This window comes from Amycolatopsis thermoflava N1165, from assembly GCF_000473265.1.
GTDB lineage: Bacteria > Actinomycetota > Actinomycetes > Mycobacteriales > Pseudonocardiaceae > Amycolatopsis_E > Amycolatopsis_E thermoflava.
In genome coordinates this window covers 6,368,787-6,384,168 of record NZ_KI421511.1, presented here as the reverse complement: position 1 = coordinate 6,384,168, position 15,382 = coordinate 6,368,787, and the positions used below count along the sequence as shown (strand labels likewise).

At 71.2% G+C, this 15,382-nt stretch carries 13 protein-coding genes and 1 pseudogene; 7 read left to right on the top strand and 7 right to left on the bottom strand.

The features are described 5' to 3' along the window. Positions 1–472 precede the first annotated feature (472 nt). From AMYTH_RS0131555 to AMYTH_RS0131540, 4 genes are read right to left on the bottom strand one after another with little or no spacing between them, the layout of a single operon-like run. A complete protein-coding gene (locus AMYTH_RS0131555; protein ID WP_027933594.1) occupies positions 473–910 on the bottom strand; it encodes an Rv3654c family TadE-like protein in 438 nt (145 codons plus the stop codon). Continuing rightward, complete coding sequence (locus AMYTH_RS0131550; RefSeq protein ID WP_027933593.1) at positions 897–1,268, bottom strand: TadE family type IV pilus minor pilin; 372 nt, start codon at positions 1,266–1,268, stop codon at positions 897–899. Before AMYTH_RS0131550 ends, AMYTH_RS0131555 begins: the two co-directional genes overlap by 14 nt. Then, positions 1,268–1,504: a DUF4244 domain-containing protein gene (locus AMYTH_RS46045; protein ID WP_017985467.1), complete on the bottom strand. Its 237-nt coding sequence runs from the start codon at positions 1,502–1,504 to the stop codon at positions 1,268–1,270. Before AMYTH_RS46045 ends, AMYTH_RS0131550 begins: the two co-directional genes overlap by 1 nt. A gap of 29 nt (positions 1,505–1,533) precedes the next feature. Further along, on the bottom strand, positions 1,534–2,115 hold the full coding sequence (locus AMYTH_RS0131540) for a type II secretion system F family protein (RefSeq protein ID WP_084022723.1): 582 nt from the start codon (positions 2,113–2,115) through the stop codon (positions 1,534–1,536). A 211-nt stretch (positions 2,116–2,326) separates the two neighbouring features. Between AMYTH_RS0131540 and AMYTH_RS48190 the strand changes: the two genes are divergently transcribed. After that, positions 2,327–3,135, top strand: a protein-coding gene (locus AMYTH_RS48190; RefSeq protein WP_157360499.1) for an IS5 family transposase whose coding sequence is annotated in 2 segments (ribosomal slippage) — positions 2,327–2,678 and positions 2,678–3,135 — 810 coding nt in all. Because the reading frame shifts where the segments join, the coding sequence is not laid out codon by codon here. A 641-nt stretch (positions 3,136–3,776) separates the two neighbouring features. On the opposite strand, the gene AMYTH_RS0131525 is transcribed toward AMYTH_RS48190, so the two are convergent. From AMYTH_RS0131525 to ssd, 3 genes are read right to left on the bottom strand one after another with little or no spacing between them, the layout of a single operon-like run. Next, the gene (locus AMYTH_RS0131525; protein ID WP_027933591.1) at positions 3,777–4,574 is read right to left on the bottom strand and encodes a type II secretion system F family protein; all 798 of its coding nucleotides are present in this window, start codon (positions 4,572–4,574) and stop codon (positions 3,777–3,779) included. After that, positions 4,568–5,731 (bottom strand): TadA family conjugal transfer-associated ATPase, encoded by a 1,164-nt coding sequence (locus AMYTH_RS0131520; protein WP_027933590.1) that lies wholly within the window; start codon positions 5,729–5,731, stop codon positions 4,568–4,570. The genes AMYTH_RS0131525 and AMYTH_RS0131520 overlap by 7 nt, the downstream gene beginning before the upstream one ends. Beyond that, on the bottom strand, positions 5,728–6,801 hold the full coding sequence (gene ssd / locus AMYTH_RS0131515; RefSeq protein WP_027933589.1) for a septum site-determining protein Ssd: 1,074 nt from the start codon (positions 6,799–6,801) through the stop codon (positions 5,728–5,730). The genes AMYTH_RS0131520 and ssd overlap by 4 nt, the downstream gene beginning before the upstream one ends. Before the next feature lie 445 nt (positions 6,802–7,246). On the opposite strand from ssd, the gene AMYTH_RS0131510 reads away from it, so the two are divergent. The 6 genes and pseudogenes from AMYTH_RS0131510 (at position 7,247) to AMYTH_RS0131485 (ending at position 15,284) form a co-directional block, all read left to right on the top strand. Further along, entirely contained in the window at positions 7,247–8,089 is an 843-nt protein-coding gene (locus tag AMYTH_RS0131510) for an HAD family hydrolase (RefSeq protein WP_027933588.1), read from the top strand. A 519-nt stretch (positions 8,090–8,608) separates the two neighbouring features. Continuing rightward, positions 8,609–10,372 (top strand): glycoside hydrolase family 3 protein, encoded by a 1,764-nt coding sequence (locus AMYTH_RS0131505; RefSeq protein WP_027933587.1) that lies wholly within the window; start codon positions 8,609–8,611, stop codon positions 10,370–10,372. Further along, positions 10,366–11,637, top strand: a complete 1,272-nt coding sequence (locus tag AMYTH_RS0131500; RefSeq protein WP_037322820.1) for an exo-beta-N-acetylmuramidase NamZ family protein — start codon at positions 10,366–10,368, stop codon at positions 11,635–11,637. Before AMYTH_RS0131505 ends, AMYTH_RS0131500 begins: the two co-directional genes overlap by 7 nt. A 7-nt stretch (positions 11,638–11,644) precedes the next feature. Beyond that, positions 11,645–12,928: pseudogene (locus AMYTH_RS0131495) on the top strand (serine hydrolase domain-containing protein); the annotation flags it as partial. 416 nt (positions 12,929–13,344) lie between these two features. Further along, entirely contained in the window at positions 13,345–14,337 is a 993-nt protein-coding gene (locus AMYTH_RS0131490; protein ID WP_027933584.1) for a MurR/RpiR family transcriptional regulator, read from the top strand. Positions 14,338–14,360: 23 nt separating this feature from the next. Further along, a complete protein-coding gene (locus AMYTH_RS0131485) occupies positions 14,361–15,284 on the top strand; it encodes an N-acetylmuramic acid 6-phosphate etherase (RefSeq protein WP_027933583.1) in 924 nt (307 codons plus the stop codon). The last annotated feature ends 98 nt before the right edge of the window (positions 15,285–15,382 follow it).

The window sequence follows — 15,382 nt, the reverse complement described above, 5'->3', positions numbered from 1 at the left end:
CCGTCCACAACTCCTTGCTTGTTCCACCGCTCGCGGTGGCTGTCTGGTTCCCAATAAACGGCAAGTTGCAAAGTGCCGGAACCCGCCACGCGACAACCGGCTGCTCCCGGGCGACGAGCGACGATCCCCTGCTCGGCGCGGCCGAACGCCGCTCGGCCGCTGCTCATCGACGACGAGCGGTTGACGGCGCCGCTCGTCAATCGTGATCTCCAGCACACGTTTCTCCTGCATACCAACGGTTTCCGACCTCGCGCGCCACTCGCCGGCGCCACCGCCTGTGACCGCTCGGCGCGCGAGGGCGACCGTCCAACCTCCGTCGGGGCACCTACCGTTCGGCGCGGAACCGACCGTTCGTCGCAGCCCCAGCACGAGGCTGCCCTCCCCGGGCCGGCCCCGGCGCGGGTGGCGGTCCGTCGACCAGCCCGCCCGGTGGCGACGCGACTCAAGGGCGGCCGGACCAGCCCACCGCCCCTCAGGGACCGGCACGGGCCCGGCCGGCCGCGGGACCGAGCCCGGTGTCGACGACCACCTCGACGAGTGCGTCCCACCCCTCGAAGCGGCAACTCACCACCCGGGCGCCCATCCGCTCGGCCACCCACAGCGCCTGCCCGCAGGCGACATCGCTCCCCTCGGCAGCCAGACCTGCAGCCGCGAGGGCAGCGAGGTCGGCCGCGCCGGCAGCCCGGTGCCGAGCGATCGCTGCCGACCCGAGCCCCCACAACAACCCCGCGACGACGACCAGGCCGGCGATGGCGCACGCGGCCCAGACGGTCGCCGCGCCCCGATCCCGCCGGTGCGGATCCCTCACCGAAGCCCGGCCGGCCGGGAGCCGGGTCAGCGGTCGGACAGCCAACGGCCCTTGGGCGAGGCAGACCGGCCGGCGCAGACGGATCAGGTCAGGGAGGGGCATCGGCGGCTCCTGGCTCGAGGACGGCGAAGGCGCGCGCCGCCAGGCGGAGCCCGGGCAGGAGCCCGCCGGCCGCGGCGGCCCGCACCTCGACGGTGATGCTGTTTCCCTCGGTCTTCACCGCGAGCTGCGCGCCCGGCGGGGCGATCTGCTCGACCGCCTGCGCGGCCAGTTGCGGTTCACCCCGGGCGAGGAGCCGCGCTGCCTCGCGGGCTGCGTCGGTGCAGCGGAGCTGACCGGCCACCGCCGTGAAGCCCGCGAGCACCAGTCCCACCACCACGGTCAGCGCGCACAGCGCGATCGCCGCTTCGACCGTCACCGCGCCGCGGTCCGCGGGACCGGCGCGGGCTCGTGTCTTCATCAGAACTGCACCGTGAGGGCCTGCTCGACCAGTCCGGTGAGGGCGCCGACCACGGAGTCGCCGGTGACGACGGTATACAGCAACGCCCCGAAGGCCGCGGCGGCGATCGTGCCGATCGCGTACTCGGCGGTGCTCATACCGTCGTCGGCGGCCAGCACCGGGCGCAGCCAGCGACGCCACCATCGGGGACGGGCGGGGGCTGCGTGGCGGCCGGCGGGCTTGGTGCGGAACAACATGGGGGTTCTCCTTTGTCTGTTGTGGAGGGTCAGAACACGTTGAGGCGTCCGGCGAGGCCGAGGACCACCGGAACGACCCCGAGGCACACGAAGGCCGGGAGGAAGCAGAGCCCCAGCGGGCCGGCGATCAGCACGCCCGCGCGCTGAGCCCGCGCCTCGGCGCGATCGCCGAGTGACGCGCGGATTCCGCGGGCGAGGTCGGTGGCGGCGTCGGCGAGGGTGGTCCCGCTGCGCGCGGTCCGCTTGGCTGCGCGGGCGAACTCGGCGGTGCCGGCACAACGGAGCGCCGGCATCCACGCTTCGGTCGCATCAGCGCCGAGTTCGAGCAGACCGGCAGTAGCGCGAAGGGCATCCACTTCCGGCCCTGCGACGCCATCGGTGACGGCGCGGAGAGCGGCGGGCACCGGTTGCCCGGCGCGCAAGCAGGCTGCGAGCAGATCCCACGTCGCGGCTAGGTCGAGGGGATCGCTCCGAGGCGGCCGACCGCGAATGCGCGCAGGTGACCGTGGCGAGGGAAAGAGGTGCGCCAATCGCAGACCTGGGACAGGCCTGCCGGGAAGGGTCAACAGTGCCGCGCCCAGCAACGCGACCACCACGGCGGCTGTGCTCATCGCGGGACTCCTCGGGTTGCGGCGGAAGTAGCCAGGTGCGGCAAGACCGCGCCGGAGGGGATCGGCACTGGCTCGGGGCGGGGAGGAATTGCTGCGACCGGGAAGGCAGCGCGCGAGCCGAACCGAAACGGGGGAAAAGACTTACAACTCGTTTCAAAATGATCGGCGCGTCTGCTGGCCGTAGTTGATCAAGTGTGGGCATGCTGATGTGGTGATTGAGAAGTTGGTTCCCGACAGTCTGTGGCAGCGGGTGGAGCCGTTGCTGCCGCCGAGGCCTGTGCGGCGGAGTCGGTATCCGGGTCGGTTGCCGGTGGATGACCGGGCGGCGTTGGCGGGGATCGTGTTCGTGCTCAAGACCGGGATCTCGTGGCGGGAGCTGCCGCGTGAGGTGTTCGGCTGCTCCGGGGTGACCTGTTGGCGTCGGTTGCGGGCCTGGACCGAGGCCGGGGTGTTCGACGCGGTGCACAAGCTCTTGCTTGACCAGCTGCGAGCGCTGGATCGGCTCGATCTGGATGTGGCGGTGGTGGATGGGTCGCATGTACGGGCGTTGAAAGGGGGGAAGCGACGGGCCCCTCGCCCGTCGATCGGGCTCGGCTCGGTTCCAAGCACCATGTGATCACCGACGGCAACGGTATTCCGCTCGTGGTGTCTGTTACTGGTGGCAACCGGCACGACAGCACGCAGCTCATACCGCTGGTCGAGGCGCTTCCAGTGATCCGCGGGAAACGCGGCCGGCCTCGTCAGCGCCCGCGCTGGCTCTACGGCGACCGCGGCTATGACTACGACCATCACCGCAAGACCCTGCGAGACAAGGGCATCGTCCCGCGAATCGCTCGCAAGAACACCGCTCACGGCTCCGGTCTCGGCAAGATCAGATGGGTAGTTGAGCGGATGTTCGCCTGGCTGCACCAGTTCAAGCGTTTACGGATCCGCTGGGAACGCCGAGCCGACATCCACCTTGGCCTCATGCACCTGGCCTGCGTCCTCATCTGCTACCGCAAGCTGCCGACTTCATTATGAAACGAGTTGTTAGGTCGGGCTGGAAGGGTTGCGGGCAGTGGGACGAGGGTAAGCGTGCTCATCGCGAGGCTCCCCGGTTTGCGGCGGAAGTACCCAGATGTGGCAGGACCACACCGGATTGGATCGGCACTGGATCGGGGCCGGGTGGAATTGCTGCGACCGCCTCGGCAGCAAGTGGGGCGAACCGAAACCGGGCAACTGGCTCGAGTTGGGGTGGAAAGGCTGTCGGCAGCGGGACGAGGGTAGGCGTGCTCACCGTGGGGCTCCCGGGTTGCGGCGGAAGTAGCCAGGTGCGGCAAGACCGCGCCGGGTCGGACCGGCACTGGCTCGGGGCGGGGCGGAATTGCTGCGACCGCCTCGGCAGCAAGTGGGCCGAACCGAAGCGCGGGAAAGATTTGGCTTGGTGTGGAAAGGCTGCCGGCAGCGGGACGCGGACAAGCGTGCTCACCGTGGGGCTCCCGGGTTGCGGCGGAAGCAACCAGCGCGTGCTCATCGCGGGGCTTCTCCTTTGTGGCTGCAGAGGTAGCCGCTCGCGGGGAAGGGCGAGCAGGGGACGTGGGAGGCGTTGGAGGGCGGGGGTGAAGTGGGGGAACTGGCTCGGGTCGGGGTGGTGTGGGCCGCGGGGGCTGGGGTGGGCTTGCTCATCGCGGGGTGCCTCGTCTTGTGAGGTGGGCGCTCCATGCGCCGCCGGTGATGATCAGCGCTGTGCCGAGCAGGAGGAGGGCGTTGCCGCTCGGGGTGGCGAACAGGATGTGGGTCGGGTGGGCTCCCATGCCCTCGCCCAGCAGCAGTCCGAAGACCGGCAGGGCGGCGAGGACCATCGCGCTCGCTCGGGGGCCGGACATCGCTGCCTCCGACTGGCTGGTGAACCGCAGCTCGGCGGTGATGTCCTGGCGAACCGCGTCGAGCAGGTCGGCCAGTGGGAGGCCGTGCCGTTGGCTGAGCGACCACGCTCGCACCAGACGTCTCCGCGCCGCGGACAGTGGTTCGGCCGTGGTGACCGTCGCCAGTGTTTCGGCGAGGTTTCCGCCAAGGCGGCAGGCGCCGGCCACCGCGTCGAGGATCTCGGCGACCGGGCGAGGAGCGTCGGCCGCGGCGGACTCGGCGGCCAGCGCGGGCGTCGCGCCGGCCCGGAGGTCCACCACCATCGCGTGCAGCGCCTCGGCCATCGCCCGGCGCATCGCGAGCCCGGACTTCGACCGGCGACGCGCGTGCCACTGGCGCCAGCCGGCCAAGCCGAGCAACGCGCCTGCCGCCCACACCATCGGTGGCACAACCAACAGCAACGGAACCAGCCCGAGCGCGACCGCCTTTCGCGCCTTCGGCAATCCGCGGCGTGCCGGAGACGGCGCGAGCGCGCCCAGCCGAGCCGCCGAGCCACGCACCGGCGGCCAGCACAAGGCGGCCGCGGCCGCGCAGGCCAGCGAGTGGGTCAGCACGACTCGCCTCCCCGGGGCAGCAACGCGGAGAACAAGACCTGCCGCTTCGTCCACCCACCGTCCTGCCACACCGGAAGCACCCGGACGTCCCCGTTGTCGCTCCGGCTCAGCACGCCGACCTCCGCCAGTTCCCGCTGCCCCGACGACGACCGGCGCATGTGGAGGACGACCTGCACCGCGGCCGCGAGCTGGCTGTGCAAGGCCCCGCGGGACAGACCGCCCAGCGCGGCAAGCGCTTCCAACCGGGCCGGCACCTCCGCCGTCGAGTTCGCGTGCAACGTTCCCGCGCTCCCGTCGTGACCGGTGTTCAACGCGTTGAGCAGCTCGCACACCTCCTGGCCGCGCACTTCGCCGACCACGAGCCGGTCGGGTCGCATCCGCAGCGCCTGACGCACCAGGTCCCGCAGGCCGACCTCCCCCGCGCCCTCGACGTTGGGCGGCCGGGCGGTCAACCGCACGAACTGCGGGTGCGCGGGCTGGAGTTCGGCGGCGTCCTCGACACAGACGATCCGCTCAGCCGGGGACACCGCCCCGAGCATCGCGGCGAGCAGGGTGCTCTTGCCCGCGCCGGTGCCACCGGTGACGAGGAAGGCCAGCCGGGCGGCGACCACCGACTCCACCAGCTCCGCGCCTTCGGCCCCGAAGGTGCCCAGCTCACGCAACGCGGCGAGGTCGTGCACGGCGGGACGGAGGATCCGCAACGAGATGCAGGTTCCGTCGGCGGCGATCGGTGGCAGCACTGCGTGCAACCGGACGCGGCCGTGCGGCCCGAGCCCGGGCAGCCAGCCATCGACGTAGGGCTGGGCGTCGTCGAGCCGCCGTCCGGCGGCGAGCGCGAGCCGCTGGGCGAGACGGCGCACTCCCTCCTCGCCCTCGAAGTGGGCATCGGCGCGGCGCAACCCGCCGGCCCCGTCGACCCACACATCGTCCGGGCCCGTGACCAGCACGTCGGTGACGCCGGGCAGGGCGAGCAACGGTTCCAGCGGACCGGCACCGGCCAGCTCCTGCCGGATGAGCCGAAGGGCGTCGAGCGCCTCCGTGTGCCCGACCGGACGCCCGGCTTCGGCACGCACCGCGTCCGCCACCGTCGCCGGGTCCGTCCCGGCGCCAGCGCCCGCCAGCCGGAGGCGGACCCGCTCGACCAGTTCGGAGTTCATGCCGCCAGCACCTGCTTCGACTGCGACTGCTCCACGATCAGGCGCGCGGTCTCCATCAGCGCGCCGCGCGGCCGCGGGAGGAAGTTGCCGCGCTCGATCTCCCGGTCCAGCTGGCGTTCGACGGCCATCGACGTCAGCAGCGGCAGCCCGATCGCGCCGGCCGCGACGCTCGGCTCGAGGTCACCCGGCGCAGGCCCGCGGACGACGAGCCGGACCCGGCCGGCCTGGTCACCCAGCTGCTTGACCACCCGGCGGGCGGCCAGGCAGGCGCGCATCTCGGCCGGGATCACCACGATCACGAGGTCGGCACGCGCGATCACCGCGAGGCCAGGACCGTCGAGGTGACGCGGCAGATCGCACACCACCGTCCGGCCCGCCCGGCGACCGGCCTCGACCACCGCCGCCACGCCCTGCCCGGTCGGCCCGTCGCCATTGCGGTGGCAGGACAGGAACGGCAGCCGCAGGCCGCGGTACCGGAACTCGGGCAGCGATTCGAGCAGCGCGGGCATCGACAACCGGCCGGCTCCTGGTCGCAGCTCGGGCCAGCGGAGCCCCTCCGTGTTCTCGGCTCCCAGCAGCGCGTCGATCCCACCGGACAACGGATCGCAGTCCACCAGCAGCCCGCCGGGGTCGGTGCGGCACGCGACCAGCGCGGTGGCCGCCGCCAGGACGGACGCCCCGGCTCCACCGCGACCGCCCAGCACGCCGATGATCCGCCCGCCCGGCAACCCCGGCCCGTCCACGACGTCGGCCAGCGCCGACGCCAGCGCCGATTCGTCCTCCGGCAACGACACGACAGCTTCGACACCGGCGCGGAAAGCCCGTCGCCATGTCCGGGAATCCGGCGCGCCCTTGGTGATCAGCAGGATGCCGGGCCGACGCGGCAGCTCCACCTCGCCGTCGACAGCCTGCTCGTCGACCAGCACCAGCGGCGCGTCCGGCCACCGCGGCCGGGCGGCGAGCAGATCGGGCGCGCGCTGCGTCTCGCAGCCCACGGCCGCGGCGACGCGCAGGATTTCGTCGAGCATGACCTCGTCGTGGGCGATGACGAGCGGACGAGCGTGTTCCATGACGGCCCCCAGTGGTGATCGGTGTTTGACCTGACTCCACCGTCGTGCTCGCGCCGTGCCGCGACAAGGAGCTCCGGCGGGACCTGTGGACAACTGGGGTCCTGTGGACAACTCGCGACCGAGGCGGCTCGGCAGAGCGGGATCGTCGGTGCGCTGTGGCAAGATCCGCGCCCGCGCGCGGAGAAAAGGGGCGACCCCCGCCAGGGGGGAGGGGCGGGGGTCGCCGAGGGTTCAGCCCCGGGGGGTTGGACTGAACCGCCGGTGGGAACACCGGATGCGGTCCACTGTAACTCCGCCGACCGGCCCGCAACGCCGCCCGCGACACCCACAATTCGGTAACGGCACCGGCAATCGATTTCCACCGTGGGCAACGAATTTCCGACCGGGCGACACCGTTCGTGGTCACCTCACCGCCCCGCGAACGATCTACTTCTATCCTGAAGCCGTGGCAGAACCTCCCAGCTCGCCGCCGGGCGACCGGCGCGCCGCGACCGGAACCGGTGTCGCGGCCTTCTTCGACCTGGACAAGACGATCATCGCCTCCTCCAGCGCACTGGCCTTCAGCAAGCCGCTGCTGCGCGAGGGGCTGATCAGCAAGCGGGCGGCACTGAAGAGCGCGTACGCGCAGTTCGTCTTCTCCCTGTCCGGCGCGGACGCCGACCGGACCGAGCGGATGCGCGCCGAGATCTCCGCGTTGTGCGCGGGCTGGGACGTCGCACAGGTGCGGGCGATCGTCAACGAGACGCTGCACGACATCGTCGACCCGCTCGTCTACTCCGAGGCCGCCGAGCTGATCGCGTGGCACCAGGCGGAGGGCCACGACGTGATCGTGCTGTCGGCGGCGGGCGACGAGGTCGTGACGCCGATCGCGGCGATGCTCGGCGCGACGGGCAGCGTCGCGACGAGAATGGCCGTCGTGGACGGTCGCTATTCGGGGGAAATCGCTTTCTACTGCTACGGCGAACAAAAAGCGGTTGCGGCGAAACAATTGGCCGCGGAGAACGGTTACGACCTGGCCGAGTGCTACGCCTATTCCGATTCCAGCACCGACGTCCCGCTGCTGGAGACGGTCGGGAAGCCGCACGCCGTGAACCCCGATCGCCTGCTTCGCCGGACCGCGCTCGACCGCGGCTGGCCGGTGCTGGAGTTCACCAAACCGGTCTCGTTGCGGAGCCGGTTCCCGGCGCCGTCGACGGCGACGCTGGCGGTCGGACTCGGTCTCGGCGCGGTCGCCGCGGCGGGCGTGACCTGGTACGGGCTGACGCGCAAACGCCGTGGGGGAACGTAGAAGTCTAGTCGCTGAGGGTGCCCGCCTCACCGGATCGAGCGTCTGTACCGGTGCACCCGTCCGACCCCTTGAAGTGACGGCGGTCACTGGGTACAAAGTGAAGTGCGGACGTTGTTCGGCCCAGGACGAGACGAAGATGAGCCTCGTTCCTCCCCGACAACCTCCGTGCGCGGACTCCAGGCACCCACGCGCAGCGCGCCGCGGGAGGCTTGTCGTCGAGGGACTGCGTACCGGGACGCCGGACGCCGAGTCCCCGTAGGTACGACACGAGTTGCAGCTTGGTCACCTGAGCAGTCCGCGCGGGCGGGCGCCGCCGGCACATCGTCGGCGGCGCCCGCGCATTTTTATGTCCAACGGATTAGCCCGCGAGAGTGACAGAACCTGAAAGACACTTTCGGACTCCTCCGAAAGTAAGGCGGTCGTTGACCTCGTCCGGAGCGACTGAGTAGCTTCCCCCAATGCCGGCTCGTCCGTCGGCGATCACCACAGGGGAGGTTCGCGATGCGCCGGAGGAGTCATGTGCTTGCCGCGATCGTCGTGGGGGTTCTCGGCGTGAGCGCGGTCGGCGCGTCCTCCGCCGCACCGGGACGCCAGGACGGCTGGGCCGAGCAGACGCTGCGGCGGATGTCGCTCGAGGAGAAGGTCGGCCAGCTCTTCGTCGCCGACGTCTGGGGCAAGTCCGCCGGCCAGGCCGACGAGGGCAACCGGAAGAAGTACGGCGTGGACACGGCCGCGGAGGTCGTCCAGCGCTACCACCCGGGCGGCGTCATCTACTTCAACAACTCCGGCACCGACAACGTGGACGACCCGGCGCAGGTCGCGCGTTTCTCGAACGGGCTGCAGCAGGCCGCGCTGGCGTCGGGCGCGAAGGTGCCGCTGATCGTTTCGATCGACCAGGAGGGCGGCCGGGTCACGCGCATCGCGGCCCCGGCCACGGAGTTCCCGTCCAGCATGGCCGTCGGGGCGGGCCGCAGCGCCGCGGACGCGCGGACGCTGGCCACGGTGAACGGCCACGAGCTGCGGGCGATGGGCATCAACCAGGACTTCGCCCCCGACGCGGACGTCAACTCCAACCCGCTCAACCCGGTCATCGGCTCCCGGTCCTTCTCCGCCGATCCGGCGCTGGCCAGTGAGCTGGTCGCGGCCGAGGTCGACGGCTACCAGAACTCGGGGCCGGCGACGGAGACGGTTTCCGCGGCGGCCAAGCACTTCCCCGGCCACGGGGACGCCGCCACCGACAGCCACACCGGGTTGCCGGTCATCAACCACACGGAGGAACAGTGGCGGCAAATCGACCTGCCGCCGTTCCGGGCGGCGATCGACGCGGGCGCCGACGTGATCATGTCCGCGCACATCACCGTGCCCAGCCTCGACCCGTCGGGTGAGCCCGCGACGCTGTCGAAGCCGATCATGACCGGGATCCTCCGGGACGAACTGCGCTACGACGGGGTGGTCGCGACCGACTCGCTGCAGATGGCCGGCGTGCGCGAGCTGCACACCGACGCGGAGATCCCGGTGCTGGCGCTGGAGGCCGGGGTCGACCAGATGCTGATGCCGCCGGACCTGGGGCTCGCGATCAACAGCGTGCTGGACGCGGTCAAGAGCGGCAGGCTGACCGAGGAGCGGATCGACCAGAGCGTCCTGCGGATCCTGAAGCTCAAGGACAAGCGCGGCATCGTGGCGAGCCCACTGGTCAACCCGCGGGCGGTGAAGCAGGTCGTCGGCAGTGCGGCCAACCGGGACAAGATCCAGGCCATCACCGACCGCACCACCACCGTGCTCCGCAACGACGCCGGCCTGCTGCCCCGCCGCGACCCGGGCAAGGTCGTGGTGACCGGCTGGAACAACCCGAACTACCCCGGCTACCCGGCGGAGCCGGTCCGGGCGCTGGCCGAGCGGCTCGGCGGCACGGCCGTCTCGACCGGCGCCAAGCCGACCGCCGCGAAGATCGCCGAAGCGGTGGCGGCCGCCGGCGAAGCGGACACGGTCGTCGTGCTGACCAACGGGCTGCGCAGCGACACCGCCCAGGGTGATCTTGTGCGTGAACTGCTCGCGACCGGGAAACCGGTCGTCGCAGTGAGCGTCCAGGAACCGTACGACCCGGGCTACGCCGACGTACCGACCTGGGTGGCGACGTACGACTGGCGGGATGTGACGATGGCTTCGCTGGCCAAGGTGCTGACGGGCGAGATTGCGCCGCAGGGCAAGCTGCCCGTCGACATCCCGGCAGGCGACGACGCCGGCCAGATCCGGTATCCCTTCGGCACAGGACTGACATGGTGAGCTTCAACCGGCGCGGGTTCCTGGTCACCGGCGCCCTCGCGACACCCCTTCTGACCGGCGGCTCCGCTCTGGCCGAACCGGCACGCGTGTTGCCGGCCGCGTCGCGGGGGCCGGTCGTCACCGGAGCCGACATCCTCGCCCGGCAGGGCTGGCGCTCGCTCGCCGGCCGAAAGGTGGGCGTGCTGTCGAACCCGACGGGCGTGCTGGAGAACGGCGACCACATCGTCGACTCGATGATCGCCGCCGGCGTCCGGCCGGTCGCCGCCTTCGGGCCGGAGCACGGTTTCCGGGGCAGCGCGCAGGCCGGTGGTTCGGAGGGCGACTACACGGACCCGCGCACCGGCATCGCGGTGTACGACGCGTACGGCGCGGACGCCGCGAAACTGGCCGGGATGTTCACCAAGGCCGGCGTGGACACGGTGGTGTTCGACATCGCCGATGTCGGCGCCCGCTTCTACACCTACATCTGGTCGATGTACACGGCGATGGTCGCGGCCGGCCGCACCGGCGCGGCCTTCGTCGTCCTGGACCGGCCCAACCCGATCGGCGGCAAGGCCTTCGGCCCGATGCTGCGCCCGGAGTTCGCCTCCGGCGTCGGGCTCAAGCCGATCGTGCAGCAGCACGGCATGACCGTCGGCGAGCTGGCGAAGTACTTCGCCGCGGAGCTGCTGCCTGCCGAGGGGGTGCGGCTGGCGGATCTGCAGGTGGTGCAGACCGAGGGGTGGCGCAGGGACACGTTCTTCGCGGGCACCGGGCTGACCTGGACGCCACCGAGCCCGAACATGCCGACGGCGGACACCGCGCTGGTCTACCCCGGCACGGGGATGTTCGAGGGCACCGTGTTCTCCGAGGGACGCGGCACGACGCGGCCCTTCGAGATCATCGGGGCGCCCGGCATCGACTGGCGGTGGCGGGACGAGCTGACCGCGCTGGGGCTCGCGGGCGTGCGGTTCCGGGAGACCTACTTCGTGCCCACGTTCGGCAAGTTCGTCAACCAGACCTGCGGCGGGGTGCAGCTCACGGTCACCGACCCGGCCTCGTTCGACGCCATCCGCACGGCGGTGGCCATGCTCGTCACGGCCAAGAAGCTGCACCCGGACCTCTTCGGCTGGCGCGCGGACAACGGCATCGACAAGCTCAGCGGCTCGGACCGGTTGCGCACGATGGTCGACCGCGGGGCGGGGGTGGACGAGATCGTCGGGTCCTGGCAGGCGGAGCTCGACGAGTTCACCGCCCACAGGCGGCCGCACCTGCTCTACTGGTGAGGCCGGCGTGCGAACGGGCAAACTACTGGTCGCGGCGGTGCTGACCGTTTCCGCCCTCACCGTCCCCGGAGCGAGTACCACCATCACCGAACAGGCCCACACCGGGCGGATCGACCGTCCGCACTACGAGTTCGCACCGGCCGACACGGTGCTGCGCCCGGGCGCGCCCGGCGAGGTGGGGCTCGATCCGGCGCCGCTGCTGGCCGCCGAGCAGTTCCTGGCCGACTGGGCCAAACCGGACCCGGCCTCCGGGCACCCGCACTTCTCCGGCGCGGCCGCGATCCTCGCGCACGACGGGGTGATCGTCGAGGAGACCGCGACCGGCGGGGCGCTCCGGTACGCCGACGCCGCGGGCGCCGAGCTGCCGCCGGACCAGCAGGTGCCGGTGCGTGCCGACACGATCTTCGACCTGGCCTCGATCACCAAGGTGTTCACGTCCCTCGCGGTGATGCAGCTCGTCGACGACGGCAAGGTCGCCCTGGACCGGCCGGTCGCCGAGTACCTGCCCGAGTTCGCGGCGAACGGGAAGCAGGCGGTCACCGTACGGCAGCTGCTCACCCACACCTCGGGCCTGGCCGCCGACCCGCGCCCCTCCCTGTGGGAGGGCTACCCGGACATCCCGTCCCGGCGGAAGGCGGTGCTCGACAGTCCATTGGTGAACGAGCCGGGCACGACGTACCTCTACTCGGACATCAACCTGATGACCCTCGGCTTCCTCGTCGAGCGGATCGCCGGGCAACCGCTCGACGTAGTCGTGCGGGAGCGGATCACCCAGCCGCTCGGGATGACCGACACGGCGTTCAACCCGCCCGCGGAGAAGCTCGGCCGGATCGCGGCCACCGAGTTCCAAGCCGATCCGGCGCGCGGCATGGTGCGCGGCCAGGTCCACGACGAGAACGCGTGGGCGCTGGGCGGGGTGTCCGGTCACGCCGGGATCTTCTCCACGGCGCCCGACCTGGCGGTGCTCGCGCAGACGATCCTCAACGGCGGCGCCTACCGGGACGCGCGCATCCTGCGTCCGGAGACGGTCCGGGACATGCTGACCGACTACAACCAGGCGTTCCCCGGTCACGCGCACGGCCTCGGGTTCGAGCTGGACCAGCAGTTCTACATGGGAGCGCTGTCCGCGCCCACCACCGCGGGGCACACCGGCTTCACCGGCACGTCGCTGGTCGTCGATCCGGTGTCCCGGTCCTTCGCCATCCTGCTGACCAACCGCGTTCACCCGACCCGCGACTGGGGTTCGATCAACCCGGCCCGCGAGAAATGGGCGAGCTCGCTGGCCGGAGCGCGGTGAACCGGGACCGGCTGTAGGCACAATTACCCGCGGCCGGACAGGTGATCTTTCGGCGAGCGAACACTCACCGTGCATCCGGGTGGTGTGCCACCAACCAGCGCCAACGAATTTCGGACACTCGCGTCCGTCACGGACAGCTACCGAACGGCTGCTCCATTCGTACTTAAAGTGCGCAGAGTCGCGTCATACCATCGTGGCGGGGAAGTCCCTATCACTGAGACGCGAGCGGGAGCCACCGACGATCGTCGGCTGTTTCGGGAACCATAGGAAGTTGCCAAGTCGTTAACTTGATGACGTTAACAACCACGACGTAGTTGGCGACTTTCCGGGCAACTGAGTCACCGCAGCTCGGCCGTGCAGGGGCGGGCGAGTTGCGATCATCCCTAAGGATGTGGGTAACCTTGTCTCAAATGCCTACGGTTAGTAAGTTTCCCACGGAAACGGATACCGATTCCGTGACGGGACAGGCACCGAACGAGATCGGTTCGGTCGTGCGCGAGTCCGAAACCAGTCCCCTGGTTCGGATTCGGTCGCTGCTGCCCGGTCTGGCCAGGGCGGAACAGCGCGTAGCCAAAGTCGTCCTCGATGACCCGTCCGCAGTAGCGCGCCGGTCGATCACCGAGGTGGCTCTCGCGGCCAACACCAGCGAGACCACGGTGACCCGGTTCTGCAAGGCCGTTGGGGTCGGCGGGTACCCGCAGCTGCGGATCGCGCTGGCCGCCGACACCGCCCGTTCGGAAGCGCGGTCGGCACGGAATCTGGGCGGCGAGATCGCCGTGGACGACGACCTGGCCGCCGTGGTCGGCAAGGTCAGCTTCGCCGACGCGCGCGCCGTCGAGGAGACCGCCGACCAGCTCGACATCGCGACCCTGCAGCGCGTGATCGAACTGCTCGCCAACGCCGGGCGCACCGACGTCTACGGCGTGGGCGCGAGCGCGTTCGTCGCCGCCGACCTGCAGCAGAAGCTGCACCGCATCGGCCGCGTGTGTTTCGCCTGGTCGGACACGCACATCATGCTGACCTCGGCCGCCGTGCTGGGCGCAGGCGACGTCGCGATCGGCGTCTCCCACACCGGCGCGACCACCGACACCGTGGAGGCGCTGCGGGTGGCCCGCGAGCACGGGGCGACCACCGTGGCGCTGACCAACTTCCCGCGCTCGCCGATCACCGAGGTCGCCGACTACGTCCTGACCACGGCCGCCCGCGAGACGACGTTCCGCTCGGGCGCGACCGCGAGCCGGATCGCCCAGCTCACGGTCATCGACTGCCTGTTCATCGGGGTCGCGCAGCGCCACATGGAGACCGCGTCCGCCGCGCTGGAAGCCACTCGCGACGCCGTCGGCGGTCACCGCCTCGGCGTGCGACCGGACGGCCGGAGGCGTCCGCGGGAAACCGGAAAGTGAGCACGAAGGAAACGGTGAGACGCATGATGACGGTGCCGAGTCAGGTGGTCCACGTCGATTCCCCGACCGAGCAGCGCAACCCCCGCACCACCGAGATCGACCGGATGTCGACCCTCGGCATCCTGACCATGATCAACGACGAGGATCGCCTGGTCCCCGATGCGGTCGCCAAGGTCCTGCCCGAGCTGGCGGACGCGGTCGATCATGCGGTGGAGGCGCTGCGCACCGGCCATCGTGTGCACTACGTCGGCGCCGGCACGTCCGGCCGGCTGGCGACGCTGGACGCGGCCGAGCTCGTGCCGACGTTCAACGTGCCGTCCGACTGGTTCGTCGCGCACCACGCGGGCGGCGATCGGGCGCTGCGCGAAGCGGTCGAGAACGCCGAAGACGACGCCGCGGCGGGCGCGGCGGAGATCTCGGCTTCGGTGCGGGCCGGCGACTTCGTGCTGGGCCTGACCGCGTCCGGCCGCACCCCGTTCGTGATCGGCGCGCTGCAGGCGGCCGCGCGGCTCGGCGCGGCGACCGGTCTGGTTTCGGGCAACGCGCGGGCGGGCAGGCCGGCCGGGGTCGACGTGTTCATCTCGGTGGACACCGGCCCGGAGGTGATCGCGGGGTCGACGCGGATGAAGGCGGGGTCGGCGCAGAAGATCCTGCTGACCGCGTTCTCCACGGCCACGATGATCAAGCTCGGCCGGACGTATTCGAACCTGATGGTCAGCCTGCGCGCGACCAACGCGAAGCTGCGTGGCCGCACGCTGCGGATCCTCAGCGAGGCGACGGGCGCGAACGAGCGGGAGGCCGCCGAAGCCCTCGCGGAGGCGAACGGTGATCTGAAGGTCGCGCTGGTGCACCTGCTGTGCGGGGTGGAGGCGGCGACGGCGGCCGACATGCTGGCCGCGAACGGCGGGCACGTGCGGGAGGCGCTGCTCGCCTGCGCGACGAGCTGAGGTCGCGCAGTCCCGGGGAGGTGCGCAGGGAGCGTCGCACTTCCCCGGAATTGCGCGACTACGAGCACGAGAGATCCTGACCGGCGGGTGTGGTCGAC